Raw genomic sequence first — 24,420 nt, forward strand, 5'->3', positions numbered from 1 at the left:
CCGGGGCGACCACAAACCTTACCAGAAGATTCGATGGCCGGTAATCATTCAGGCGCCTGCGTCCAACCTCGTTGTCCCAGTCCCTCAGGTCCGGGTCGGTGTCCGTGTCGCTCTGACCTGGATTAAGTTACGCGAGGATTAACCAGGCACCAAATCGCCAGGTCACCGTCCCCCTCTCGGCACATAACCGCAGGTCGCGCCCTCGCGAAAGACCTTGCCGCGGCGGATCGTTCGCCCATCCCCCGCGGTGACCTCGCCCACAGCGCTTCAGTCGGGCACGGTCGCGGGTGTTCCGTCGATGCGCTCGATCGTGCCGCCCAGCTCCTGGATGATCTCGACGAACCTCGGATAGCCACGGTCGATGTGGTAGACGTCGTGCACCTCGGTGACGCCGTCGGCGCACAGGCCGGCGAGCACGAGCCCGGCTCCCGCGCGAATGTCGGACGCCCAGACCGGCGCACTCGAGAGTTCCTCGACCCCGCGCACTACCGCGTGATGCCCGTCGGTGCGCGCGTCGGCGCCGAGCCTGATCATCTCTTCGACAAAGCGGAAGCGTGCCTCGAAGACGTTCTCGGTAATCATCGATGTCCCGTCCGCGATCGCGGCCAGACCGATCGCCATCGGCTGCAGATCGGTGGGAAACCCCGGGTACGGAAGCGTTGCGAAGTTGACCGCGCGCGGGCGTTCCCGCTGAACCACCCGGAAACCGTCGGCCTGAGGTGTCACTTCGGCTCCCGCGGAATGCAACTTGTCGAGCACCAGGCTCAGGTGCTTGGGGTTGACACCCCGGACCGTCAGGTCACCGCGCGTCATCGCTGCGGCGATTCCCCACGTGGCTGCGACGATGCGATCCCCGATGCATCGATGTCGGGTCGGTTCGAGGGAGGAGACGCCCACGATGCGGAGAGTCGTACTGCCGGCACCCGAAATGCGTGCCCCCATCCGCACCAGCATGTTGCACAGATCCACGATTTCCGGTTCGCGGGCGGCGTTGTCGATGGTGGTCTCACCTTTGGCGAGCACTGCGGCCATCAATATGTTCTCTGTGGCGCCCACGGAGGGGAATGCCAGTCGGATCGTGGCGCCGTGCAGGTCGTCGGCCTCCGCGACGACGCATCCGTGCTCGATCGTGCTGTGGGCACCGAGCAGGCGCAGGCCGGTTTGATGCATGTCCAGGGGACGAGATCCGATCGCGTCGCCACCAGGCAGGGCAACCACCGCCCGCCGGCACCGCGCTACCAGAGGCCCGAGAACACAGACCGAAGCCCGGAACTGCCGAACGGCCGCGAAGTCGGCGTGGTACTCGGGGTCGGCCGGGGTGGTGATCCGTACCTCGTCGCCCTCGAGCTCCACTGTGCACCCGAGGCCGCGCAGCACTTCGGCCATCAGAGGGACATCGAGAATGTCGGGACAGTTGCTGATCGTGCTGGTGCCCTCGGCCAGCAGTGCGGCTGCCATCAGCTTGAGAACGCTGTTCTTGGCACCTCCGACGACAACGTCACCGATCAGCCGGGCACCACCGGTGACAAGAAAGCGTTCACTCACAACGACACAGCCTAACGAGGTCACTACCGGCACAGCAGAGCCGGTACCGTGACGTCCATGGCAGTCCACCTAACCAGGATTTACACCCGCACCGGCGACGACGGTACAACGGGCCTCAGCGACTTCTCCCGAGTGTCGAAGAACGATCCGCGTCTGATCGCATACGCCGATTGTGACGAGGCAAATGCGGCACTCGGCGTCGTCCTCGCGCTCGGCTCACCGCCGGATCGTCTCGTGCCGGTACTCCAGCAGATTCAGAACGACCTCTTCGATGCGGGCGCCGATCTGTCGACGCCGATCGTCGAGAATCCGAAGTATGCCCCGCTGCGCATCACCCAGGGATACATCGATCGCCTCGAGGGATGGTGCGACGAATTCAACGAGGAGCTGGAGCCGCTCAACTCGTTCATTCTTCCCGGTGGCACACCGGCGGCAGCCCTGCTGCACACGGCTCGGACGGTGGCGCGCCGCGCGGAACGTTCGGCGTGGGCGGCAGTAGAGGCTTCTCCCGAAGACACGGGGGTCATGCCCGCGAAGTATCTCAACCGACTGTCCGATTTGCTGTTCATCCTGAGCCGGATCACGAATCCGGACGGTGATGTGCTGTGGAAGCCGGGGGCCGGCGCCTGAGAGGCAGTCCCCCAGGGCTCTGATGAGCCTGCTCGCTCGTGCCGAACGGACGATCTGATCGAACGATCAGATCGTCCGGCGGCGCTGCGAGCGTCCTGACGGTCTGGACTCGACCCACGACAGGAACGCGGTCAAAGCGCCGCGGTCGAGAGCGATCTCGTATCGGCTTTCCTCGTCGACGATTTCGAGGACGACAATGTCCTCGGTCATGATGTCGTGCTCGCCGCCCTCGGCACCGCGTCGCGAAACCACCTCTATCCCCTGACGGGTGAGGCGAGTGTTCGGGCCCGGCCGCAGGCTCGAAAGTTTGTAGAAGACAAGTGAATTGTCGCCGTAACGAACGATGCCGTGTCGCCACCCGGATCCGTCACCGTTCGGCATCGCGCGCAGGATGGCGGCGGTGCCGCCTCCGCGCAGTTTGGTCGCCCGATACAGAAGAGACGCGACGGAGGCCGCGAGCAGTACCACCAGAATGATGAGAACAATCATTTCTACTGACACTGCTCGTCGGCTCCGTCGCGTCTTTCTCGAATTTTCGACGATCAGGCTCGCTCGACGGCGCGCAGCCTGCCCTTGGCAGCTGCGACCTCCGCTTCGTCCTGGCTTTCTGCCAGCACGGCCTTGGCGGCCTCGACATCGATGTCTTCGACCAGGTCGGCGGACTCGGCGAGAACCGTCACCGTCGTGGCGGTCACCGAAAGGAACCCACCGTGCACCGCCAGGACGATGCGCTCACCCTCGGCGGTCTTGACGGACACCACGCCCGCTTCGACGAGCTGGCCGAGGACCGGCTCGTGTCCAGGCATGACGCCGATTTCACCCTCGGTGGTCTGGGCGGTGACGAGCGTCGCCGTTCCGGACCACAAGCGCTCTTCGACGGCAACGATGTCTACGGTCATCTCAGCCATGGTGGCCTACTTCCCGGCCATCTTCTTGGCCGCGGCCTCGACGTCGTCGAGTCCACCGCAGCTGTTGAAGGCCTGCTCGGGCAGGTGGTCGAACTCGCCCTTGCAGACGCGATCGAATGCTTCGATCGTGTCGCGCAGCGGCACGACGGAGCCGGGCTGACCGGTGAACTTCTCGGCGACGATGAAGTTCTGGCCGAGGAACTTCTGCAGACGACGGGCACGGTTGACCGTGACCTTGTCCTCTTCGGAAAGCTCGTCCATACCGAGGATGGCGATGATGTCCTGCAGTTCCTTGTACTTCTGCAGGATGCGCTTGACCTCGTTGGCGACGCGGAAGTGATCCGCGCCGACGATGCCGGGCTCCAGGATGCGCGAGGTCGACGTCAGCGGATCCACAGCGGGGTAGATACCCATCTGAGAAATCGGACGCGAGAGCTCGGTGGTCGCATCGAGGTGCGCGAACGTGGTGGCGGGCGCCGGGTCGGTGTAGTCGTCGGCGGGGACGTAGATCGCCTGCAGGGAGGTGATCGAACGGCCACGGGTCGAGGTGATGCGCTCCTGGAGCTCACCCATCTCGTCCGCCAGCGTCGGCTGGTAACCCACGGCGGAGGGCATACGACCGAGAAGGGTCGACACCTCGGAACCGGCCTGGGTGAAACGGAAGATGTTGTCGATGAACAGCAGGACGTCCTGGCCCTGGACATCGCGGAAGTACTCCGCCATGGTCAGTGCGGACAGGGCGACGCGCATACGCGTTCCCGGCGGCTCATCCATCTGGCCGAAGACAAGGGCGGTGTCCTGGAGGACGCCCATCTCTTCCATTTCGAGGTGGAGGTCGGTGCCCTCACGGGTGCGCTCGCCGACGCCGGCGAACACCGACGTGCCGGAGAACTCACGCGCGATACGGGTGATCATCTCCTGGATCAGAACGGTCTTGCCGACACCGGCACCACCGAACAGACCGATCTTGCCGCCCTTGACGTACGGGGTCAGCAGGTCGATGACCTTGATGCCGGTCTCGAGGATTTCGGTCTTGCCCTCGAGCTGATCGAAGGCCGGGGGCTTGCGGTGGATGCCCCACTGCTCGCCGTCGCGACCGGTGCCCGGCGCATCGAGGCAATCGCCCAGTGCGTTGAACACGTGGCCCTTGACGACGTCGCCGACGGGAACCGAGATCGGCTTGCCCGTGTCGGTGACGGAAGTACCGCGCACCAGACCGTCGGTCGGCTGCATGGAGATCGTGCGGACCAGGTTGTCACCCAGGTGCTGCGCGACCTCGAGGGTCAGGGTCTTCGCCACGGAAGGCAGAGTGACCTCTGCGTGGAGGGCGTTGAAGAGCGGGGGTACGGCGCCACGCGGGAATTCCACGTCGACGACGGCGCCGATGACGCGGACGACGCGCCCGGCAAGGGCCGACGCCGCACCGGCGGTGTTATCGGTAACTGCTGCGGTCATTGTGGTTCAGTCACTTCCTGCACTCGAGGCGAGCGCACCGGCACCGCCGACGATCTCGCTGATTTCCTGGGTGATCTGGGCCTGGCGAGCCTGGTTGGCCTGACGGCTCAGGGTATTCACCAGTTCCGTGGCGTTGTCCGTCGCGGCCTTCATGGCGGTACGGCGGGCAGCCGACTCGGAGGCTGCTGCCTCCAGCAGCGACGCGTAGATACGCGTGCTGATGTACTTCGGCAGAAGGGCCGCGAGCAGTGTCCCGGCCTCCGGTTCGAAGTTGTAGTCGGCCTTGGGACCCTCGTCGCCGTGACGGCCAGGGCTGAGCATGTCTTCGCCGAGTTCGATTTCGTCCTCGGTGACATTGACCTCGAGCGGCGCCATGCGACGCACCTCGGGGATCTGGGTCAGCATGGACACGAAACGGGTGTAGACGATGTGCAGTTCGTCGACGCCCTCGATGGTGCCCTCCCCGTTGGGGGCGGCAACCTCGGAACCCGATCCGGCCATGAACAGTTCGACGAGGTGCCGGCTGGCCTTCGCAGCATCCGTGTAACGGGGCTGCTGTGAGAAGCCGGTCCATGCACCCGCGACGGGGCGTTCGCGGAAGGTGTAGTAGCCCAGGCCTTTACCACCCAGCACGTACAGCACGGGCTCTTTGCCCTCGCTGATGAGCAGCTGGCGCAGCTCTTCGGCTTCCTTCAGCACATTGGAGTTGTAACCACCGGCCATACCGCGGTCGCTGGTCACGACCAGAACTGCGGCACGCTTCGGATTTTCGCGCTCGTTGAGCAGGGGATGATCCAACGACGAGGACGCGCTGGCCAGCTCCGAGAGCACCTTGGTGATCTCCTCGGCGTACGGCTTGGACGCCTTCACGCGGGCCTGAGCCTTCGTGATGCGCGACGTCGCGATCAGTTCCTGCGCCTTGGTGATCTTCTTGGTCGAGTTGACCGACTTGATCCGCGAGCGCAGTTCACGCAAGTTCGCCATTCGTCGATCACACTCCCTTCACTGGACGCTGGGTCATGGACTCCCCGCTCACTTGCGGACGGAGGTGCGCTTGACGGAGACCTGCTCCTGCTCGACCTCGTCCGCTCCGAGAGGTGCGGCTTCGGCCTCGTTCACGACACGGCTGCCGTCGGAAGCGAGGAAGCCTTCCTTGAACTTGTCGGTCGCGGCCTTGAGCGCATCGATGGACTCGTCGGTCAGGGCCTTGCCACCGGAGATCTGCTCGTACACGCCCGAAGCGTTGCGGTGCAGATCCTCGAGCAGCTCCGTCTCGAAGCGGCGAACGTCGTCGACCGGCACGGAGTCGAAGACACCTTCACCGGCGAGGTAGATCGACACAATCTGATCCTCGACGGGGATCGGCGAGTACTGGTCCTGCTTGAGCAGCTCGACGAGACGCTGGCCGCGCTCGAGCTGCGCCTTGGAGGCGGCATCGAGATCGGAGGCGAACGTCGCGAAGGCTTCGAGCTCGCGGAACTGCGCGAGCTCGAGACGCAGCGAACCGGAAACCTTCTTCATGCCCTTGGTCTGAGCGGCACCACCGACGCGGGACACGGAGATACCGACGTTGATCGCGGGGCGAACACCCTTGTTGAACAGGTCGGACTCGAGGAAGACCTGGCCGTCGGTGATCGAGATGACGTTGGTCGGGATGTATGCGGAGACGTCGTTGGCCTTGGTCTCGATGATCGGCAGAGCCGTCAGCGAGCCGCCGCCGAGTGCGTCGGAGAGCTTGGCGGAGCGCTCCAGCAGACGCGAGTGCAGGTAGAAGACGTCACCGGGGTAGGCCTCACGTCCCGGCGGGCGACGCAGCAGCAGCGAGATGGCGCGGTACGCCTCGGCCTGCTTGGTCAGGTCGTCGAACACGATGAGGACGTGCTTGCCCTGGTACATCCAGTGCTGGCCGAGGGCCGAACCGGTGTAGGGGGCGAGCCACTTGAAGCCGGCGGAGTCGGAGGCGGGGGCCGCGACGATGGTGGTGTACTCCATCGCGCCCTGCTCCTCGAGGGCCTGCTTGACGCCCGCGATGGTGGAGCCCTTCTGGCCGATCGCGACGTAGATGCAGCGAACCTGCTTCGTCGGATCGCCGGAGTCCCAGTTGGCCTTCTGGTTCAGGATCGCGTCGATGCAGACCGCGGTCTTGCCGGTCTTGCGGTCGCCGATCACGAGCTGACGCTGGCCGCGGCCGATGGGGGTCATCGCGTCGATGGCCTTGATGCCGGTCTGCAGCGGCTCCTCGACCGGCTGACGTTCCAGCACGGAGGCGGCCTGCAGCTCGAGGGCGCGGGTCTCGTCGGCTTCGATCTCGCCGAGACCGTCGATCGGCCGGCCGAGCGGGTTCACGACACGTCCGAGGAAATGGTCGCTGACCGGCACCGACAGAACGTCGCCGGTGCGCTTGACTTCCTGGCCTTCGGCGATGTCCTGGAAGTCACCCAGGATCACGGCGCCGATTTCGGTGGCTTCGAGGTTGAGGGCCACACCCAGCACGCCGCCGGGGAACTCCAGCAGCTCATTGGCCATCGCCGACGGCAGACCGCTGATGTGCGCAATTCCGTCACTGGTATCGACGACGACGCCGACCTCCTCGCGGGAGGCCTCCGGGGAGTAGCTCGCGGTGTAATTGTCAATCGCGCTACGGATCTCGTCGGAGGAGATCGTCAGCTCCGCCATGTTCTTCCTGCTCTCGGTATCTGGTCTTCGAAAAGAACTATGTGTGTGTTCGGTAGTGGACTACGTGAGGCTCTTGCGCACTGCCGCGAGACGACCCGCTGCACTGCCGTCGATGACCTCGTCGCCCACCCGGACGACCAATCCACTGAGAAGCTCGGGATCAACCTCGACGTGCACCGTCACAGGCTTCCCGTAGATGCGGGTCAGCGTCGCGGAAAGCCGCTCTTCCTGGTCCGCACGCAGGGGCGCCGAGCTACGAACGTGCGCGACGGCACGGTCGCGCAGGGTCGCGGCCAGTGCCGACAGTTCGTCGAACGTGTCGGCAGGAGCCTTGTCCAGTCGTCCGACTGCGTGCACCGCCAGCGTCTCGCTGATCGCGGTGACCTTGCCGTACAGCAGACGCGACAGCAGATCCCGCTTGGCCTTGGCCGAGGTGCTGCGGTCGGACAATGTCTGCTCGAGCGCTCCGTTCGCACCGATGATGCGGCCGAGCCGGAACAGCTCGTCCTCGACGGTGTCGAGCTGACCCTGGTCTGCGGCTGCCTTCAGCAGCAGTTCACGACCGAGCAGCACGAGAGAGTTGGTCAGGTCGGACCGTGTCGACCAGTCCTGACCCGCCGCGGCCTTGACGGTCGCGAGGGTGACGGCCGAAACCTTGCCCCCGAAGACCTGCTCGACCAGTGCTTCCCGATTCGCTACCGGGGCCGAGGCGTCGGCCAGCGCACCACGCAGGGTGCGCTGGCTGTCGAGCGCCTCGACCACCGAGAACAGCTCGGAGCCGGCCTGAGCCGCAGCGGCAGTCGCGGCACCCGAGCCCAGGGCGGACTGCAACGCGGAACGCGTATGAGCGAGTGCCTCACGGCTTGCTGCGTACATTGTGCTCACTTTCCGGATGCAGAGTCAGCGCTGAAGGAATCGAGTTCGCTGAGGAACCGATCGATCGAACCGGCACGCTTGACGTCGTCGGAGAGGGACTCACCGATGATCTTCTCGGCGAGATCCACCGAGCTGCGTCCCAGATCGCTGCGGAGTTCGGCCACGATCTGCTGGCGCTGGGCCTGCAGCTGGTTGTGACCGGAAGCGACGATGCGGTCGCTTTCCTCCTGCGCCTGCGCCTTCATGTCAGCGATGATCTGCTGACCCTGGGTGCGGGCCTCTTCGCGGATCTGCGCCGCCTCTGTGCGGGCTTCGGCGAGCTGCGCGCGGTACTGCTCGAGCGCAGCAGCAGCCTCTGCTTGGGCTTCTTCTGCCTTCTTGATGCCGCCTTCGATCAGCTCCGAACGCTCGTCGAGCACCTTCTGGAACATCGGAAGTACGAACTTCCAGAAGACGAATCCGACGAGGATCAGGGCGACCAGCGACCAGACGATGTCGTATGTCGCGGGGAGAAGGGGATTTTGTGTCTCCCCCTCGGCCGCGAGGATCAGGATGCTGTCAGCCATGGTTGTCGTCGAATCAGAAGATGAAGCCGGCGACGATGCCGATCAGCGCCAGGGCCTCGGTGAACGCGATACCGAGGAACATCGTGGTACGCAGCTGGCCGGCCATCTCGGGCTGGCGGGCCATGCCCTCGATCGCCTTGCCGACGACGATGCCGATGCCGATGCCGGGACCGATGGCGGCGAGGCCGTAGCCGACCGCACCGAGACCCTTGAAGGTGGTCTCTTCCTGTGCGAGGACATCGACTGCCTGAAGCGCAACGCTCATTGGTGTTCCATTCCCTTTCTTGTGGCTCGGCCCCGGGGGTCGGCGACCGAGTCAGTCTGTGTGTAGATGTAGGTCGTGCCGGTCGGTGAGCTAATGCTCTTCGGCGTGCAGCGCCAGATCGATGTACACCGCCGTGAGCAGCGCGAAGATGTAGGCCTGCAGGACGATCACCAGGAGCTCGAAGAAGGTGAACGCGATGCCGCCGATGAGCGACCCGAAGCCGAACACCTTCATGATGCCGTCGGAGTCGAAGAAGAAGAACTGCGTGGCGCTGAAGAACAGCACCAGCATGATGTGCCCCGCCAGCATGTTGGCCATGAGACGAATGGTGAGCGTGAACGGCCGCAGCAGGAATGTCGAGACGAACTCGATCGGGATCACCAGGAGGTGAAGCGCGGGCGGCAGGTTCGGAATGACGACGCTGCTCTTGATGTACCGGAAGAACCCGTACTTCTTGATGCCCACGTAGTTGAAGACGATGTACGCGAGGGCGGCGAGCACGATCGGCATGCCGATCCGGGCGTTCGACGAAATATTGAGGAAGGGGATGACCGATGTCAGGTTGAGCCCGACCACCAAGAAGAAGATGGTGACGATGACGGGCAGGAACCGGCGTCCCTGTTCCTTACCGAGGATGTCCTCGGCGATGTGGATACGAACAAAGTCGAGCATGATCTCGGCGACGTTCTGCACACCCCGCGGGACGATCTTGGGGCTGCGCATCGCGAAGAAGAAGAACAGCGCAACGATCAGGGCCATGGCGACGCGGATGAGCATCAGCCTGTCCATCTCGAAGGGGGTGCCTTCGAACAGGACTGCCGGTGGGAAAAAATCAGCTAGTGACGGCGCGTGGAATTCTCCGGCTGCCAAGGTGGTGACGCTCAGCGCTCTCTCCCGTAGTCGGCCGCAGGCATTGCCGTCTGCGGTTCGATCGGACATTGACGATCCAACAAGTCGACCAGGTCGGCTCGCGTATTCGCCAGTTGCTTCGAACCGTGGAAACGGCCCTGCGTCTGCCGGTGTCGGCGACTCTCGTCGACTCGGCGGCCATTTGAACATGGCCGCCTACCAAGTGACAACCGTCCCGACCCCGGGGGCTCTGCAGTCGGTCGCACTCACGTGGGAATAACCCTACCAACAGCTCTACGACAGTGCGTAGGTGGGTGCCCTGCCGGTAGGTAATTGACATCCCGAACTACTACGGCGCGTCGTTGCCTCGGTCGTCCGAATTCTCCGGCTCGACATACAGCGCACGCTGCGACAGCACACCGTAGGTCTCCGAACCGAGCACGATGATCAACGCGAAGACGATGGTCAGAACCAGCGCGCCCTTGCTGTAGAAGTCGAGCGGCTTGAGCAGCACCATGACCACGATCGCCAGGATCAACTTGAGCAACCAGGTACCCAGCAGGACCGCCCCGGCCGTCATGGCCGGCAACTTCGCCGTGAGCAATACGCCGAGCGCGGTGAACAGGATGAATCCGCCACCGACCGCTGCGCCGAGCAAGGCACCCCACAGCCCCGGTGTCCCTGCGACGAGCACGCCGATCACCGAGGCCACCACGGTCAGGGCGAGCAATCCGAGAATTCCGTAACGGACAGCGGCACGCATGGGCGCAGCCGAGTCGGGCAGCGCGGGCATTGGAGGATTCGATTCGGGCTGATCCGGAGAGGTCACGATGTTCGAGCCTAACCGACCGGGGGCCGGGGTTTCCGGCCCGTCTGCTCGTCGTCCCCGTGCCGCAACGAGGGAACTGCCGTCACGACCAGCGCGAATACCAGGCCGCCCGCTGTCATCAGTACTACCGCCGTCCGATCCAGCAGCGACGAACCGACGGCGCCGAAGGCCAGGATTCCGACCCACAAATACAGCAGGAGCACCACCCGACGATGCGAGTGGCCGATCTGCAGCAGACGGTGGTGCAGGTGCATCTTGTCGGGACTGAACGGACTGACGCCTGCACGAGTGCGCCGCACCACGGCAAGCAGTAGATCGAGGATCGGGATGAACATCACCGCGCCCACCAGGATCAGCGGCGACAGCAAGCCGAGCAGGTCCCGGGAACCATACGCGCTCAGGGGAATACGTCCCGAGGCGCTCGTCGAGATCGCCGCCAGCATCAGCCCGATCAGCATCGAACCGGAATCGCCCATGAAGATCCGTGCGGGCTGGAAATTGTGCGGCAGGAATCCGAGGCAGGCACCGGCGAGAGCCGCCGCGATCAGGGCAGGCGGATACGCGGCGACATCACCGCCCTGATCCAGGAGCAGACCGACCGAGAAGACGCAGATCGCGACCGCGGCGAGCAGCCCGAGCCCAGCCGCCAGACCGTCGAGTCCGTCGACGAAATTCATCGCGTTGATCATGACCGCCGCCACCGCGACAGTGATCAGACCACCCTGCAGCTGGTCGAGCACAAGGGTGGAGCCGTCGAAGGGGTTGTAGATGACGATCCAGCTCACCCCCATGACAACCAGCACACCGGCAGCGGTGACCTGACCGACGAACTTGGTGAGTGCGTCCAGTCCCCAGCGGTCGTCGATGATGCCGACCGCGACGATGATCGTCGCCGACACCAGCGCCGCACCCATGTCCGGGGTGAATTCGAAACCCCTGGTGAGCGCAGGAAGATGCTGCGCGAACAAGATGCCGGCGACCAGCCCGATGTACATGCCGACACCACCCATGCGGGGCGTCGGGGTGACGTGTACGTCTCGGTCGCGCGGCACGGCGACCGCACCGAACTTCACGGCCAGGATCCGGATCAGGCCGGTCGAAAGGAATGTCACCACGGCAGCGGTGAGCAGAACGAGAAGTAGTTCTCGGATCGGTACCCCGGCGCCCCTGCCCGCCTGGGCGAGGATCACGGCCGCGGTGTCGGCTGAAGTCACGTGCTCCGTTCCTCCGCCGTCACTCCCCGCCGGAACGCAGACGGTCCGGGTCGTCGCCCAGCGCCTCTGCGACTGCCTCGACCGAGACTGCGCCTTCACGCAGGATCAGCGGCCGATCTCCGGTCAGGTCGACGATGGTCGATGCGACAGCGTGTTCGGATGGGCCGCCGTCGAGATAGACGCCGACGGATTCACCGAGTTGCGCTCGGGCCTCGTCGACGGTGGTGGCAGGCGGCTTGCCGGAAATATTTGCACTGGAGACGGCGAGGGGCCCGACCTCACGCAGCAATTCGAGGATCACCGGATGCAGGGGCATGCGCAGCATGACGGTTCCGCGGGTATCACCGAGATCCCATGCCAGCGACGGAGCCTGATGCACCACCAGGCTCAATCCCCCCGGCCAGAACGCCTTGATCAGCTCGCGAGCCTCCGGCCGCACAGTGGTGACGAGTCCGTCGATCGTGGTCCACGATCCCACCAGCACGGGCACGGGCATGTCGCGACCACGGCCCTTCGCCCGCAACAGCGCCGTCACAGCGGAACTGTCGAATGCGTCGGCCGCCAGGCCGTACACCGTGTCGGTCGGGACCACGACGAGACGGCCCGCCTTGAGGGCGCCGCGCGCCGCATTCAGGCCTGCGGTACGGGAATCGGTCTGGCTGCAGTCGTACACGGTGCTCACGCGCTCATCCTTCCACTCTTGTCTGTGCGAACGATGTGGGGCCTGTCCGGATACGCATCACTCGGCGGTGGTCGACCGTACCGAGCGCGCGCGGTGGGCCTCGATGTCGGTGGGCACGCGCCGGGCCACGACGAAGCGGGGTCTGCCCGCGAGATCGGGGTGTTCGGTGACGTCACCGAACACCCGGCGCTGCGCGAAGAGTTCGGCCACCTGAGCGCCGTTCGTGTCGTCGTGTTCGACTGCCGCCGCTCCCCCGATTCGCAGCCAGCGTGCGATGTTCGACACCATCGGCCGGATCACGGACAGCCCGTCCGGACCCCCGAACAATGCCGAGTGCGGGTCGTGATCGGCGACTTCGGGCTCGAGGACCGCACCCTCGGGAATGTAGGGCGGATTCGCGACGACGACGTCGACGGTGCCCTCGAGCGCGGTGAGCAGCGTTCGATCGGTCACATCGCCCTGATGCAGCACGATGGGGGTGTCCCCTTCTCGTGCACGCGTCTGTGCATTGGACCGGGCCCACGCGAGGGCTTTCGGCTCGAGTTCGACCGCGTGCACTACGGCGTCGGGCCGTGCGTGCGCGATCGCGAGGGCAAGGGCACCCGACCCGGTACACAGATCGAGGACCACCGGGTTGTGTCGTCCGTATCCCTCGAGGAAGGCCAGTGCCCAGCCGAGGACCAGTTCGGTCTCGGGGCGAGGCACGAACACACCGGGCCCGACCGCGAGGTCGATCTCGCCCATCGGAGAGGTTCCCGTGATGTATTGGAGTGGGATCCGCTTGGCGCGCTGCGCAACCATCGCGCGATAGGCATCGACCATGGCGGGGTCGACGAGCGGGACGAGACCGAGGCGGGTGCGCTCGATTCCGAGGAGGTGCGCCGCAAGCAATTCGGCGTCCACACGCGGGCTCGGCACGCCCGCCTCTTCGAGCACGGATACGGCTTCGATGATGGCCAGACGCAGGGGTTGACGACTCACGCGTCCAGGGTGCCATGCGGTCACGAACCCGATACGGATAGGTCAAGTGCATCCCAACGACGGATACGTACCCATAACGTCCGAAGTGTTCGAGGAACTACGAGAGGAGTGTTATGACGAAGACATCACGTGCTCTGCGGGCGGCCGCCGTGGTCGCGATGGGTGGCGCCGCCGCATTTGCGGGTGCCGGGACCGCGACCGCCGCGCCGATCGACATCCAGCCGACCCCATTGATGTGTCCGGCCGGAATCGCGGAAGCACAGTCGTTGACACACACCGAGAACGAGGCAGTCGACGGGGACGAACTTTTCTACGCGATCAACCAGAGAAGTGTCGGCGGTGCCACGGTCTCGTGGATCAACGTCAACACCGGGGCCGCCGGAAATGCGACGCTGGAATCGAACCCGGGAGTGTTCGGCGTGCCCACCGCTCTGACCGAACCCGAAGCCGGAACCGTGTTGTCCGCGATCTGGGGCATGCACGAGAACGAAGCGGGAGAGCAGTGCTTCCTACTTCCGGGAATCGACCTCGCCCAAGTTCCCGGGGAGTCCGAGACCGACTGAACGGACCCCCTGGATCAGCCCGGTTCGTGGCGTTATTCCGCCGCGAGCCGGGCTTCTCTGTCTGCCGCGCCGAGCGCGTCGAGCACTGCGTCCATCTCACCGTCGAGGACGGCGTCGAGGTTGTGGGCCTTGAAACCGATGCGGTGATCGGCGATGCGGTTCTCGGGGAAGTTGTAGGTGCGGATGCGTTCGGAGCGGTCGACGGTGCGCACCTGACTGGCGCGGCCGGCCGACGCTTCGGCCTCTGCGGCTTCCTCTGCGGCCGCTTGGAGCCGTGCGGCGAGCACCTGCATCGCGCGGGCCTTGTTCTGCAGCTGGGAGCGCTCGTTCTGGCAGGTGACGACGATTCCGGTCGGAAGGTGGGTGAGCCGGACCGCCGAGTCGGTGGTGTTGACGCCCTGACCGCCCTTGCCCGACGAGCGGTACACGTCGATCCGCAGATCGCCCTCGTCGATCTGGACCTGCTCGACCTCGTCGGGTTCCGGATAGATGAACACGCCTGCCGCGGAGGTATGCACGCGGCCCTGCGATTCGGTGACCGGCACGCGCTGCACGCGGTGTACGCCGCCCTCGAACTTCAGCCGTGACCACACGCCGTCACGCACGTCGGCCTTCGACTTGATCGACAGCGTGATGTCCTTGTATCCGCCCAGATCGGAGTAGGTGGCGCCCAATACTTCGACCCGCCAGCCGACCCGCTCGGCATATCGCGTGTACATGCGCGCGAGGTCGGCCGCGAACAGGGCCGATTCCTCGCCGCCTTCACCGGACTTGACCTCCAGGACGACATCGTCCGCGTCGTGCGGATCGCGGGGCGCGAGCAGGTCGGTGAGCGTCTTGTCGAGTTCGGCGACCTTTTCCTCCAGGTCGGGGATCTCCGCCGCAAACGAAGAGTCGTCGGCAGCGAGCTCTCGCGCCGCCTCCAGGTCCGCGCGGGCGGCCTCGAGCTTGGTGTAGGTCGACATGATCGGCGAGAGCTCGGCGAAACGCTTCCCGACCTTGCGGGCCACAGCGGGATCGTTGTGCAGGGCAGGGTCGGACAGTTGCTGCTCCAGGCCCGAGTGTTCGGCCAGGATGTCGTCGATGGCCGACGGCTTGGTCTGCCCTGCCATGAGTTCGCTCCGCTCTGTGGTGCTGTGTTCGGGAAACGCGCCGGGAGGCGCGACAAAAACGCCGACGCCCGGCCTGTGACAAGACAGAACCGGGCGTCGGCGGGGCAGCTACTTTTCGGCAGCACCCTTCTTGGGCTCGCGCTTGCCGTAGCGGGCCTCGAAGCGGGCGACACGACCGCCGGTGTCGAGGATCTTCTGCTTACCGGTGTAGAACGGGTGGCACTTGGAGCAAACTTCGACGGTGATCCGTCCGCTCTCGCTGGTGCTGTGCGTCTCGAACGTGTTACCGCAACCGCAGACGACGGTCGTCGCCACGTAGTTGGGGTGGATTCCTGCCTTCATGGTGTCCCTTTCATGGCCGCCGGGTCGCCTTCGCGGATCGAAGCCGTGAACCGGAGCCGGACTGAGCCGTTCGATTATGCCAAACACCTGGCCCCGGGAAAAATTCCCGGGGCTTTTCGGTGTCAGTCTTCCTGAGATCCCGGCGCGGTCTTCGCCACGCTCATGAGGAACTCGATGTTCGTCTTCGACTTCTTGAGCCGGTCGATGAGCAGGTCGATCGCCTGGTGAGAGTCCAGACCGGAGAGCACGCGCCGCAGCTTGTGCACGACCGCGAACTCGTCGGGGCTCATCAGAAGCTCGTCCTTACGGGTACCCGACGGATTGACATCCACCGCCGGGAACACGCGGCGTTCCGCGATCTTGCGATCGAGCTTGAGCTCGGCGTTGCCGGTGCCCTTGAACTCCTCGAAGATGACGGTGTCGCCGGTGGAACCCGTCTCGACCATCGCCGTTGCGATGATCGTGAGCGAACCGCCGTTCTCGATGTTGCGGGCCGCGCCGAGGAACCGCTTCGGCGGGTACAGCGCGGTCGAGTCGACACCACCGGACAGGATTCGGCCGGATGCCGGCGACGAGTTGTTGTACGCGCGGCCGAGGCGGGTGATCGAGTCGAGCAGCACAACGACGTCGCGTCCCGTCTCGACGAGTCGCTTCGCTCGTTCGATGGCGAGTTCGGCGACCGAGGTGTGGTCTGACGGCGGCCGGTCGAAGGTCGAGGCGATGACCTCGCCCTTCACCGAACGCTGCATGTCGGTGACCTCTTCGGGACGTTCGTCGACGAGCACGACCATGAGGTAGCACTCGGGGTTGTTGACCGCGATCGCGTTTGCGATGTCCTGCAGGACCGTGGTCTTACCCGCCTTCGGCGGCGAGACGATCAGGGCGCGCTGCCCCTTACCGATCGGCATGACGAGGTCGATGACACGCGTGGTGAGGATGTTCTGCTGCGTTTCGAGGCGCAGGCGCTGGTTCGGGTACAGCGGGGTGAGCTTGTTGAACTCGGGGCGACGCTTGGCCGCATCCACCTCCCCACCGTTGACCGTGTCCAGACGCACCAGCGGGTTGAACTTCTGGCGCTGATTGGACTGCTCGCCCTCGCGGGGAACACGCACGGCGCCGGTGACGGCGTCACCGCGGCGCAGCCCGTTCTTGCGCACCATGTTCATCGACACGTACACGTCGTTCGGTCCGGCCAGGTAACCGGAGGTGCGCACGAACGCGTAGTTGTCGAGCACGTCGAGGATGCCGGCGACCGGCTGCAGTACGTCGTCCTCGCGGATTTCGGGCTCGCGGGTGTCGCCGGTCTCGCTGCGGTCGCGACCACGCCGACGCTCACGGAAACGGCGTCCGCGACGGCCGCGGCCGCCCTCTTCGTCGTCGTCCCCACGGTTGTCGCGGTTGTCCTGACGCGGACCCTGGTTACGGTCGTCGCGCTGCTGGTTGCGGTCGTCGCGCTGCTGGTTGCGGTCGTCGCGCTGCTGGCCACGGTCGTCGCGCTGCTGATTGCGGTCGTCGCGCTGCTGATTGCGGTCGTCACCCTGACCGCCGTCCTGGCTGCGCTCACCGCGCTGACGTCCACCGTCGCTGTCGGACTTTTCCTGCGACCGGTCGCGAGACTGTCCGTCACCACGTTCCGGTGCCTCGGTGGAGGCCTCCGAAACCTGGGTGTCGGTCTTCGGCGCCTGGTCCTTCGGGCCTTGGTCGGACTGGTCACCGCCACGGCGACCTCGGCGCTGACGGCCCCGTCGGGGTCCCTCGGACTCGCCGTCCGTGTCGCTGTCGGCCGCCGGTCGTTCGGCGGCGGTTGCCTCGGTGTCGGGCGCCGCGGTCGCGGTCTGGGCTTCCTCCGGGGCCGCGTCGGGCGCCGCGGCGCGTGTCCGGCGTGCGCGGGCGGGACGACCGGGTGCCTCGTCGGCCTTGTCGGCCGGAGCTTGTGCAGCGGCGGGAGCGGCAGACTTGTCGCCTCCCTGCCGTTCCTTGATTGCGGCGATGAGATCGCCCTTGCGCATCCCGGAGGTTCCCTTGATACCGAGTTCGGCGGCAAGAGTCCGCAACTCGGCGAGCACCATTCCGGAGAGTCCGGGGCCACGTCGGCCGGCCCGGGGCGCAGACTGCGCAGAATCGCCGGCCTGCGCTCCGGCAGCCTCAGGGGTGTCGAGAGCAGGGGTGGCGATCAGGTCCGTATCTGTCACGGAGATCCTTTCCTTCCCTCGCTCGCTCCACGCAGAGTCGAGGGGTTCGTTCCTCAGATCAGTTCGCACACTGAGCTGGGATGCCGTACGAGTTCACGGGAATCGAACGGTCGGCACGTCCGCCACCACACCGAAATCCGATGGGTGCGGTCTGTCCCTCTCCCAGAACCGGGAGCAGGTTGAGGATCGACCCAGAGTCGAACGCCCCGATGGAGCTGGAGTGAATGCCCTGGAGAATCCGGCGACTGAAACGCACGACGTGCGGACTTCCACAGAATAGCGACGAACTGTACGTAGGGCAAGATTCAGTGCGACACGTGGTCCCTGTGGGATCGGACACGGTTGTCTCAGTCGACCTGGACGCCGTCCGCCACGTCGAGTTCGAGCACTGTGAGGTCGTCGGCCTCGGCTTCGACACGAAGCTCGTCGGGCAACGGCGCGGTGGTGAGCGCGAGAACGGTAGGTCCGGCGCCGGACACCGTCGCCGCGATGCCGGCCGCCCGCAGTTTCGCGATCCACTTGGTGGTCAGCGGGAGTGCGGGAGCCCGCTGCGCCTGATGCAGGAGATCCTCGGTGGCGGGCATGAGCAGATCCGGCCGTTCGGTCAGGGCGACCACTGCCAGCGCGGCTCGGCTGACGTTGAACGCCGCGTCGCGGTGCGGAACGAGGTCCGGGAGCAGTCCGCGAGTGTGCGCCGTCGACGACCGCACGGACGGCACGAGCGCCACCACTTTGATGTCGGGATGCACGCGCAGCGACACCGCGCGGTAGGTGCGCTGCTCGGCGTCGACCTCGGCTTCGCTCCACGACACGACGACGCCACCGAGAATGCTGGCCGACGCGTTGTCGGGATGTCCCTCGAACTCGGAGGCGAGCTGCACCAGCTGCGCGTCGTCGAGCACCCGCTCCGGGGCGACCTTGCGGACGAGTCCGTTGGCGGCGGCGAGCCCGCCCACCGCCGCCGACGCCGACGACCCCAACCCACGAGAGTGGGGAATAACGTTGCGGCACAGCACATCCAGACCATCCGCCCAGACGCCGGCCGCTTCGAGACCGCGTTCGACAGCCCGCACCACCAGATGCGCGGGGCCCCACGGAACCTCCTGCGCGCCCTCCCCTTCGACGCGGACGTCGAGACCGGAACCAGTTGTAGTGACGGTGATCTCGTCGTACAACCCGAGCGCCAGTCCGAGCGAGTCGAAGCCGGGGCCGAGATTTGCGCTCGACGCCGGGACACGTGCGGTCACCGAGATTCCAGCGGGCAACGTCTGCGTCATGTCGTGATTCCCAAGAGAGGAGGGCGTGGCGGTCACTAGGCCAGCTCGAGCGCCGAGGCCACTGCGACAGGATCCACCGGGATCGGCTGCACGACGGGAACGTCGCGCAGCGCGGTGTCGGGGTCCTTGAGTCCGTTGCCGGTCACCGTGCACACGATCTTGAGTCCGGGCTCGAGCCAGCCTTCCTTACGCGCCGCGAGCAGACCCGCGATGGATGCCGCCGAAGCCGGCTCGACGAAGATGGACTCCGACCGCGCGAGCAGGTGGTACGCCTCGAGAATCTCCTCGTCCGTCGCCGCGCGGAATGCGCCGTTCGACTCCTCCTTGGCACTGACCGCGCCGTTCCAGGAGGCAGGAGCGCCGATGCGGATCGCGGTCGCAATCGTCTCGGGATCCTTGACCGGGTGGCCCAGCACGAGCGGTGCCGCACCGGCGGCCTGAACGCCGAGCATGCGCGGCCGGCGGGTGCTCAATCCGTCCGCGAAGTACTCGGAGTAGCCCTTCCAGTAGGCGGTGATGTTGCCGGCGTTGCCGACCGGCAGCACATGCACATCGGGGGCGTCGCCGAGCGCGTCGACGATCTCGAACGCCGCGGTCTTCTGTCCCTCGATACGGACGGGGTTGACCGAGTTGACCAGACCGATCGTCGGGAACTCGGCCGTCGTCTTGCGGGCCAGCTCGAGGCAGTCGTCGAAGTTGCCCTCGACCTGCACGATCTTCGCGCCGTGCATGACGGCCTGGGCAAGCTTGCCCATCGCGATCTTGCCCTGCGGGACGAGCACGGCGCAGCCGATGCCGGCCTTCGCCGCATACGCCGCGGCCGACGCGGACGTGTTACCGGTGGACGCGCACAGCACCGCCTGCTTACCGGTCGCCAGCGCCTCGGTCACGGCCATCGTCATGCCGCGGTCCTTGAACGACCCCGTCGGGTTCAGACCTTCGACCTTGACGTGGACCTCGCATCCGGTCATCTCGGAGAGACGCTCGGCCGGAAGCAGCGGCGTACCGCCTTCGCGCAACGTCACCGTCTTCCAGTTCTCGCCGACCGGGAGCCGTCCGCGGTACGCCTCGATCAACCCCGGCCACGGCGTATGCACAGGGGTGGTGTTCTTCACGACCGCACTCATTCTGCGGATCCCTCCAGTCTCAGGACGCTGGTCACAGCGGTCACGGATTCGAGTTTGTCCAGCGCTGCCACGGTGTCGGACAGCGCCCGGTCGGTGGCCTGGTGCGTGAGCACCACCAGGCGGGCACCGTTTCCGGCGCCCTCCTGGCGCACGGCCGAAATACTGACTCCCCGGGTCGCGAACTCCGCGGCGACGGCGGACAGCACGCCGGCACGGTCGGCGACCTGCAGGTTCACGTAATAACGGGTGATGATGTCGCTCATCGGGGCGATCTCGAGCTTGGCGTACTTCGATTCCCGAGGTCCGCGACCACCCTGCACGCGGTTGCGCGCGGCCATCACCACATCGCCCATCACGGCCGAGGCGGTGGGCGCCCCGCCGGCGCCCTGGCCGTAGAACATGAGCCGGCCCGACGATTCGGCTTCCACCACCACGGCATTGAAGGCGCCGCTCACCGATGCGAGCGGATGTTCACGCGGCACGAGCGCCGGGTAGACCCTGGCGGAGACGCGGTCCCTGCCGTCGGGACCGGTCACGCGCTCGCAGATGGCGAGCAGTTTGACGGTGCAGTTCAGCGCACGCGCCGAGGTGAGGTCCGCGGCGGTGATATGGGTGATGCCCTCGCGATACACGTCGCTCGCACTGACCCGGGTGTGGAACGCGATCGACGCGAGGATCGCCGCCTTGGAAGCGGCGTCGTAGCCCTCGACGTCCGCGGTCGGGTCGGCCTCCGCGTAGCCGAGCCGGCTCGCTTCGGCGAGCGTTTCGGCGTAGTCGGCGCCGGTCTCGTCCATCGCCGAGAGAATGAAGTTGGTCGTGCCGTTGACGATGCCGATGACGCGGTCGACACGGTCGCCGGCGAGCGACTGGGTGAGCGGGCGGATCACCGGGATCGCGCCGGCCACCGCGGCTTCGAAGTACAGGTCGGCGTTGCGTGCCTCCGCGGCCTCGGCGAGTTCGCCGGTGTTCGCGGCGAGCAACGCCTTGTTGGCGGTCACCACGGACTTACCGGCGTCCAGAGCCGCGCGGACGAGCTTGCGCGGCAACTCGATTCCGCCGATGAGCTCGACGACGATGTCCACGTCGTCGCGGGTGACGAGCGATTCGGCGTCGGTGGTCAGCAGTTCGACGGGGACCCCGCGTTCCGGCGACACGGTGCGCACCGCCACACCGCGGATCTCGAGCGGGGCACCGATTCGCGCCTGCAGGTCCAGGGCGTCGTCGCGGATGATGCGTACGACCTCGGCGCCGACGGTGCCGTGGCCGAGCACCGCCACACCGATGGGACGCTGCGCGGGTACACCGGTCACCGTTTCGCTGGTCACTCCGTAACCTCCAAGCTGAGCAGATCTTCGACGGTTTCCCGACGCAGCAGGACGCGCGAGACGCCGTCCTTGACGGCCACGACGGCGGGACGGGTCAGCAGGTTGTACCTGCTGGACATCGAATAGCAGTATGCACCGGTCGCGGCGACTGCCAGTAAATCACCGGCAGCGATGTCGGCGGGCATCCAGGCGTCACGGATCACGATGTCGCCACTCTCACAGTGCTTGCCCACCACGCGCGACACGACCGGCGTCGCGTCGCTCACTCGCGACGCGAGGCGCGACTCGTACTCGGCCTGGTACAGCGATGTCCGGATGTTGTCGCTCATGCCGCCGTCGACGCTGATGTAGCGCCGGGAGTGTCCGGTGCCGACCGCGACATCCTTGACGGTGCCCACTTCGTAGAGGGTGATGGTGCCGGGCCCGGCGATGGCGCGGCCGGGTTCGACGGCCAGGGTCGGTTGCGGCAGCCCGACGAGTGCAGACTCGGTGCGCACGATGTCGGTGAGTTTCGCTGCCAGGTCGGCGACCGGCGGCGGATCGTCGCTGGGCACATACGAGATGCCCAGGCCTCCGCCGAGGTCGACGATGTGCATCTGGGAGGTCTTGTCGACACCGAATTCGGCGACGATGTCGCGCAACAGGCCGATCACCCGGTGCGCGGCAAGTTCGAAGCCGTCGACGTCGAAGATCTGCGAACCGATGTGGCTGTGCAGACCCACCAGACGCAGGTTGGCGGCGGAAAAGACGCTGCGGACCGCGGCCATCGCGTGGCCACCGGCGAGGGAGAGCCCGAACTTCTGATCTTCGTGTGCGGTGGAGATGAACTCGTGAGTGTGGGCTTCGACACCGACGGTGACGCGGATGAGCACGTCCTGAACGATTCCGGCCTCGCCGGCGATGCGGTCGAGTCGGTCGATCTCGGCGAGGGAATCGAGGACGACGTGTCCGACGCCCGCGTCGACTGCCGTCCGCAGTTCGGTGATCGACTTGTTGTTGCCGTGCAGCGCGATCTTCTCGGCGGGGAAGCCGGCGTGCAGCGCGACGGCGAGTTCACCGCCGGACGCGACATCGAGCGACAGGCCTTCCTGATGCACCCAGCGCGCAATCTCGGTGCACAGGAACGCCTTCGACGCGTAGTGCACACGTGCGTCCGGGCCGAACGCGTCGGCGATCTCCCGGCAGCGCGACCGGAAGTCGTTCTCGTCGACGACGAACAGCGGCGTGCCGTACTTTTCCGCGAGTTCGGTGACGGGGATCCCGGCCATGCGCATCACCCCGTCGTCACCGCGGGACGCACCGCGCGGCCACACGTGCGGGTACAACGCGTTGAGTTCGGCGGCGTTCTCGGGGCGCTCGGGCAGACCAGGTGCGTGCGGGATCTCGGCGTGGCGCGGTCCCGCCGGGTGCGCGTTCACATCCGCTCCGGTGCGCTGACGCCGAGCAGAGCGAGACCGTTCGCGAGAACCTGGCGTGCGGCGGCGCACAGCGCCAGCCGGGCCTTGTGCAGCTCGCCCGGTTCCTCGTCGCCCATCGGGAGGATGCGGCACGCGTCGTAGAACCGGTGGTAGGTGCCGGCGAGTTCTTCGAGGTACCGGGCGATGCGGTGCGGTTCGCGCAGTTCGGCGGCCTGCGCGACGACGCGGGGGTATTCCCCGAGGGTACGGATGAGGTCTCCTTCGCGATCGTGCGTGAGCAGCCCGAGATTCGCGTCCTGCCCGTCGAGACCCAGATCGGCGGCGTTGCGGGCGATCGACGACAGCCGGGCGTGCGCGTACTGCACGTAGTAGACGGGGTTCTCGCTGGTGGTGCTCGCCCACAGTTCGAGGTCGATGTCGATGCTCTGGTCCACCGAGGACCGCACGAGCGAATAGCGGGCGGCGTCCACGCCGATCGCCTCGACCAGGTCGTCGAGGGTGATGACGGTGCCCGCGCGCTTGCTCATCTTGACCGCTGCGCCACCGCGCACGAGGTTGACCATCTGGCCGATCATCACCTCGACGGTGTCGGGATCGTCCCCGAACGCGGCGGCGGCGGCCTTGAGTCGGGCGATGTAGCCGTGGTGGTCGGCGCCGAGCATGTAGATGCACAGGTCGAAGCCACGCGCACGCTTGTCCTGGAAGTAGGCGATGTCGCCTGCGATGTAGGCGGCGTTGCCGTCGGACTTGAGTACGACGCGGTCCTTGTCGTCACCGTAATCGGTGCTCTTGAGCCACCACGCGCCGTCGGCGAAGTAGAGGTTGCCGGACGCCTTCAGCGTTTCGACCGCCTTGTCGACCGCGCCGGTCTCGAACAGCGAGTTCTCGTGGAAGTAGACGTCGAAGTCGACGCCGAACTCGTGGAGGGTGCTTCTGATGTGCGCGAACATGAGCTCGACACCGATCGAGCGGAAGGTCTCGTGCCGCTCGTCGTCGGGTAGGGAGAGCGCGTCGGGACGCTGTTCGAGAACCGAGTTCGCGATGTCGGCGATGTAGGCGCCCGCATAGCCGTCCTCCGGCGCCGGCTGCCCGAGAGCGGACGCGATCAGTGACCGGGTGAACCGGTCGATCTGCGCGCCGTGATCGTTGAAGTAGTACTCGCGGGTGACGTCGCCGCCCTGTGCGGTCAGGATGCGACCGAGCGCGTCGCCGACCGCCGCCCAGCGGGTGCCACCGAGATGGATGGGCCCGGTCGGGTTCGCCGACACGAATTCGAGATTGATCCGCTTTCCGGCGAGCGTATCGCCGTTGCCGTACGCGGCGCGCTCGTCGAGGACCTTGGCGACGATGGCACCCTGCGCCTCGGCGGCGAGCCGGATGTTGAGGAAGCCCGGTCCGGCGACGTCGGCGGAGTCGATCCCCTCCGTGGCGGTCAAGGCTTCGGCGAGCCAGGTGGCGAGGTCGCGGGGGTTCACTCCGGCCTTCTTCGCGACCTGCATCGCGACGTTGGTCGCGTAGTCGCCGTGCTCCGGATTCCGGGGTCGCTCGACGGCCAGGGTCGGGGGCAGTACGGACACGTCGAGCCCAC

General features: G+C 66.2%; 24 protein-coding genes. 2 read left to right on the forward strand and 22 right to left on the reverse strand.

Translation table 11 applies throughout. The features are described 5' to 3' along the window. Positions 1 to 267: 267 nt before the first annotated feature. Positions 268 to 1,545 carry a UDP-N-acetylglucosamine 1-carboxyvinyltransferase gene (gene murA / locus Q8814_RS13505; RefSeq protein ID WP_330152531.1) on the reverse strand — a complete coding sequence of 426 codons (1,278 nt, stop codon included), beginning with the start codon at positions 1,543 to 1,545 and terminating at the stop codon, positions 268 to 270. Between the two features lie 57 nt (positions 1,546 to 1,602). On the opposite strand from murA, the gene Q8814_RS13510 reads away from it, so the two are divergent. Next, positions 1,603 to 2,175 carry a cob(I)yrinic acid a,c-diamide adenosyltransferase gene (locus tag Q8814_RS13510; protein WP_330152532.1) on the forward strand — a complete coding sequence of 191 codons (573 nt, stop codon included), beginning with the start codon at positions 1,603 to 1,605 and terminating at the stop codon, positions 2,173 to 2,175. A gap of 66 nt (positions 2,176 to 2,241) precedes the next feature. Here the strand turns inward: Q8814_RS13510 and Q8814_RS13515 are convergent, their stop codons facing one another. The 13 genes from Q8814_RS13515 to prmC form a co-directional block, all read right to left on the reverse strand. Then, the gene (locus Q8814_RS13515; protein WP_330152533.1) at positions 2,242 to 2,664 is read right to left on the reverse strand and encodes a DUF2550 domain-containing protein; all 423 of its coding nucleotides are present in this window, start codon (positions 2,662 to 2,664) and stop codon (positions 2,242 to 2,244) included. 53 nt (positions 2,665 to 2,717) lie between these two features. Continuing rightward, on the reverse strand, positions 2,718 to 3,083 hold the full coding sequence (locus Q8814_RS13520) for a F0F1 ATP synthase subunit epsilon (RefSeq protein WP_330152534.1): 366 nt from the start codon (positions 3,081 to 3,083) through the stop codon (positions 2,718 to 2,720). Between the two features lie 6 nt (positions 3,084 to 3,089). Next, entirely contained in the window at positions 3,090 to 4,538 is a 1,449-nt protein-coding gene (gene atpD / locus Q8814_RS13525) for a F0F1 ATP synthase subunit beta (protein ID WP_330152535.1), read from the reverse strand. A 6-nt stretch (positions 4,539 to 4,544) separates the two neighbouring features. Next, entirely contained in the window at positions 4,545 to 5,522 is a 978-nt protein-coding gene (locus Q8814_RS13530; RefSeq protein WP_330152536.1) for a F0F1 ATP synthase subunit gamma, read from the reverse strand. A gap of 48 nt (positions 5,523 to 5,570) precedes the next feature. Next, entirely contained in the window at positions 5,571 to 7,214 is a 1,644-nt protein-coding gene (atpA, locus tag Q8814_RS13535) for a F0F1 ATP synthase subunit alpha (RefSeq protein ID WP_330152537.1), read from the reverse strand. A gap of 60 nt (positions 7,215 to 7,274) precedes the next feature. Then, on the reverse strand, positions 7,275 to 8,090 hold the full coding sequence (locus Q8814_RS13540) for a F0F1 ATP synthase subunit delta (protein ID WP_330152538.1): 816 nt from the start codon (positions 8,088 to 8,090) through the stop codon (positions 7,275 to 7,277). A 5-nt stretch (positions 8,091 to 8,095) separates the two neighbouring features. Further along, entirely contained in the window at positions 8,096 to 8,656 is a 561-nt protein-coding gene (locus Q8814_RS13545) for a F0F1 ATP synthase subunit B (protein WP_330152539.1), read from the reverse strand. A 13-nt stretch (positions 8,657 to 8,669) separates the two neighbouring features. Beyond that, positions 8,670 to 8,921: an ATP synthase F0 subunit C gene (locus Q8814_RS13550; protein WP_330152540.1), complete on the reverse strand. Its 252-nt coding sequence runs from the start codon at positions 8,919 to 8,921 to the stop codon at positions 8,670 to 8,672. Positions 8,922 to 9,011: 90 nt separating this feature from the next. Further along, positions 9,012 to 9,860, reverse strand: coding sequence for a F0F1 ATP synthase subunit A (gene atpB / locus Q8814_RS13555; RefSeq protein WP_330152541.1), 849 nt, complete (start codon positions 9,858 to 9,860; stop codon positions 9,012 to 9,014). Between the two features lie 259 nt (positions 9,861 to 10,119). Next, positions 10,120 to 10,563, reverse strand: coding sequence for a hypothetical protein (locus tag Q8814_RS13560; protein WP_408015902.1), 444 nt, complete (start codon positions 10,561 to 10,563; stop codon positions 10,120 to 10,122). Between the two features lie 47 nt (positions 10,564 to 10,610). Next, positions 10,611 to 11,813, reverse strand: a complete 1,203-nt coding sequence (locus tag Q8814_RS13565) for an MraY family glycosyltransferase (RefSeq protein ID WP_330152543.1) — start codon at positions 11,811 to 11,813, stop codon at positions 10,611 to 10,613. A 19-nt stretch (positions 11,814 to 11,832) separates the two neighbouring features. Further along, complete coding sequence (locus tag Q8814_RS13570; RefSeq protein WP_330152544.1) at positions 11,833 to 12,495, reverse strand: L-threonylcarbamoyladenylate synthase; 663 nt, start codon at positions 12,493 to 12,495, stop codon at positions 11,833 to 11,835. Positions 12,496 to 12,552: 57 nt separating this feature from the next. Next, complete coding sequence (gene prmC, locus Q8814_RS13575) at positions 12,553 to 13,476, reverse strand: peptide chain release factor N(5)-glutamine methyltransferase (protein WP_330152545.1); 924 nt, start codon at positions 13,474 to 13,476, stop codon at positions 12,553 to 12,555. Positions 13,477 to 13,589: 113 nt separating this feature from the next. On the opposite strand from prmC, the gene Q8814_RS13580 reads away from it, so the two are divergent. After that, positions 13,590 to 14,039, forward strand: a complete 450-nt coding sequence (locus tag Q8814_RS13580; protein ID WP_330152546.1) for a hypothetical protein — start codon at positions 13,590 to 13,592, stop codon at positions 14,037 to 14,039. A 32-nt stretch (positions 14,040 to 14,071) separates the two neighbouring features. Here Q8814_RS13580 and prfA read toward each other — a convergent pair whose 3' ends face one another. From prfA to argS, 8 genes are all read right to left on the reverse strand, one after another. Next, on the reverse strand, positions 14,072 to 15,151 hold the full coding sequence (gene prfA, locus Q8814_RS13585; protein WP_330152547.1) for a peptide chain release factor 1: 1,080 nt from the start codon (positions 15,149 to 15,151) through the stop codon (positions 14,072 to 14,074). A gap of 108 nt (positions 15,152 to 15,259) precedes the next feature. After that, positions 15,260 to 15,493: a 50S ribosomal protein L31 gene (gene rpmE / locus Q8814_RS13590; protein ID WP_330152548.1), complete on the reverse strand. Its 234-nt coding sequence runs from the start codon at positions 15,491 to 15,493 to the stop codon at positions 15,260 to 15,262. A 122-nt stretch (positions 15,494 to 15,615) separates the two neighbouring features. Further along, a complete protein-coding gene (gene rho / locus Q8814_RS13595) occupies positions 15,616 to 17,685 on the reverse strand; it encodes a transcription termination factor Rho (protein WP_330152549.1) in 2,070 nt (689 codons plus the stop codon). 347 nt (positions 17,686 to 18,032) lie between these two features. Further along, positions 18,033 to 18,962 carry a homoserine kinase gene (gene thrB / locus Q8814_RS13600; protein WP_330152550.1) on the reverse strand — a complete coding sequence of 310 codons (930 nt, stop codon included), beginning with the start codon at positions 18,960 to 18,962 and terminating at the stop codon, positions 18,033 to 18,035. Positions 18,963 to 18,997: 35 nt separating this feature from the next. Further along, entirely contained in the window at positions 18,998 to 20,089 is a 1,092-nt protein-coding gene (thrC, locus tag Q8814_RS13605) for a threonine synthase (RefSeq protein ID WP_330152551.1), read from the reverse strand. Further along, positions 20,086 to 21,414, reverse strand: coding sequence for a homoserine dehydrogenase (locus Q8814_RS13610; RefSeq protein WP_408015901.1), 1,329 nt, complete (start codon positions 21,412 to 21,414; stop codon positions 20,086 to 20,088). The genes thrC and Q8814_RS13610 overlap by 4 nt, the downstream gene beginning before the upstream one ends. Then, on the reverse strand, positions 21,411 to 22,832 hold the full coding sequence (gene lysA, locus Q8814_RS13615; RefSeq protein ID WP_330152552.1) for a diaminopimelate decarboxylase: 1,422 nt from the start codon (positions 22,830 to 22,832) through the stop codon (positions 21,411 to 21,413). Before lysA ends, Q8814_RS13610 begins: the two co-directional genes overlap by 4 nt. Next, positions 22,829 to 24,420, reverse strand: a 1,592-nt coding sequence (gene argS, locus Q8814_RS13620) for an arginine--tRNA ligase (RefSeq protein WP_330152553.1), incomplete at its 5' end; no start/stop codon positions are given. The genes argS and lysA, both read right to left, overlap by 4 nt.

It is taken from the genome of Rhodococcus chondri (assembly GCF_036327435.1).
In the GTDB taxonomy this organism is placed as follows: domain Bacteria; phylum Actinomycetota; class Actinomycetes; order Mycobacteriales; family Mycobacteriaceae; genus Rhodococcus; species Rhodococcus chondri.

Excerpts from the sequence above, each read along its gene's own strand:
- Q8814_RS13510 (WP_330152532.1), top strand. The coding sequence starts at position 1,603 with ATGGCAGTCCACCTAACCAGGATTTACACCCGCACCGGCGACGACGGT.
- Q8814_RS13515 (WP_330152533.1), bottom strand. The coding sequence starts at position 2,664 with ATGATTGTTCTCATCATTCTGGTGGTACTGCTCGCGGCCTCCGTCGCG.
- Q8814_RS13520 (WP_330152534.1), bottom strand. The coding sequence starts at position 3,083 with ATGGCTGAGATGACCGTAGACATCGTTGCCGTCGAAGAGCGCTTGTGG.
- atpD (WP_330152535.1), bottom strand. The coding sequence starts at position 4,538 with ATGACCGCAGCAGTTACCGATAACACCGCCGGTGCGGCGTCGGCCCTT.
- Q8814_RS13530 (WP_330152536.1), bottom strand. The coding sequence starts at position 5,522 with ATGGCGAACTTGCGTGAACTGCGCTCGCGGATCAAGTCGGTCAACTCG.
- atpA (WP_330152537.1), bottom strand. The coding sequence starts at position 7,214 with ATGGCGGAGCTGACGATCTCCTCCGACGAGATCCGTAGCGCGATTGAC.
- Q8814_RS13540 (WP_330152538.1), bottom strand. The coding sequence starts at position 8,090 with ATGTACGCAGCAAGCCGTGAGGCACTCGCTCATACGCGTTCCGCGTTG.
- Q8814_RS13545 (WP_330152539.1), bottom strand. The coding sequence starts at position 8,656 with ATGGCTGACAGCATCCTGATCCTCGCGGCCGAGGGGGAGACACAAAAT.
- Q8814_RS13550 (WP_330152540.1), bottom strand. The coding sequence starts at position 8,921 with ATGAGCGTTGCGCTTCAGGCAGTCGATGTCCTCGCACAGGAAGAGACC.
- atpB (WP_330152541.1), bottom strand. The coding sequence starts at position 9,860 with ATGTCCGATCGAACCGCAGACGGCAATGCCTGCGGCCGACTACGGGAG.
- Q8814_RS13560 (WP_408015902.1), bottom strand. The coding sequence starts at position 10,563 with ATGCCCGCGCTGCCCGACTCGGCTGCGCCCATGCGTGCCGCTGTCCGT.
- Q8814_RS13580 (WP_330152546.1), top strand. The coding sequence starts at position 13,590 with ATGACGAAGACATCACGTGCTCTGCGGGCGGCCGCCGTGGTCGCGATG.
- prfA (WP_330152547.1), bottom strand. The coding sequence starts at position 15,151 with ATGGCAGGGCAGACCAAGCCGTCGGCCATCGACGACATCCTGGCCGAA.
- rpmE (WP_330152548.1), bottom strand. The coding sequence starts at position 15,493 with ATGAAGGCAGGAATCCACCCCAACTACGTGGCGACGACCGTCGTCTGC.
- thrB (WP_330152550.1), bottom strand. The coding sequence starts at position 18,962 with ATGACGCAGACGTTGCCCGCTGGAATCTCGGTGACCGCACGTGTCCCG.
- thrC (WP_330152551.1), bottom strand. The coding sequence starts at position 20,089 with ATGAGTGCGGTCGTGAAGAACACCACCCCTGTGCATACGCCGTGGCCG.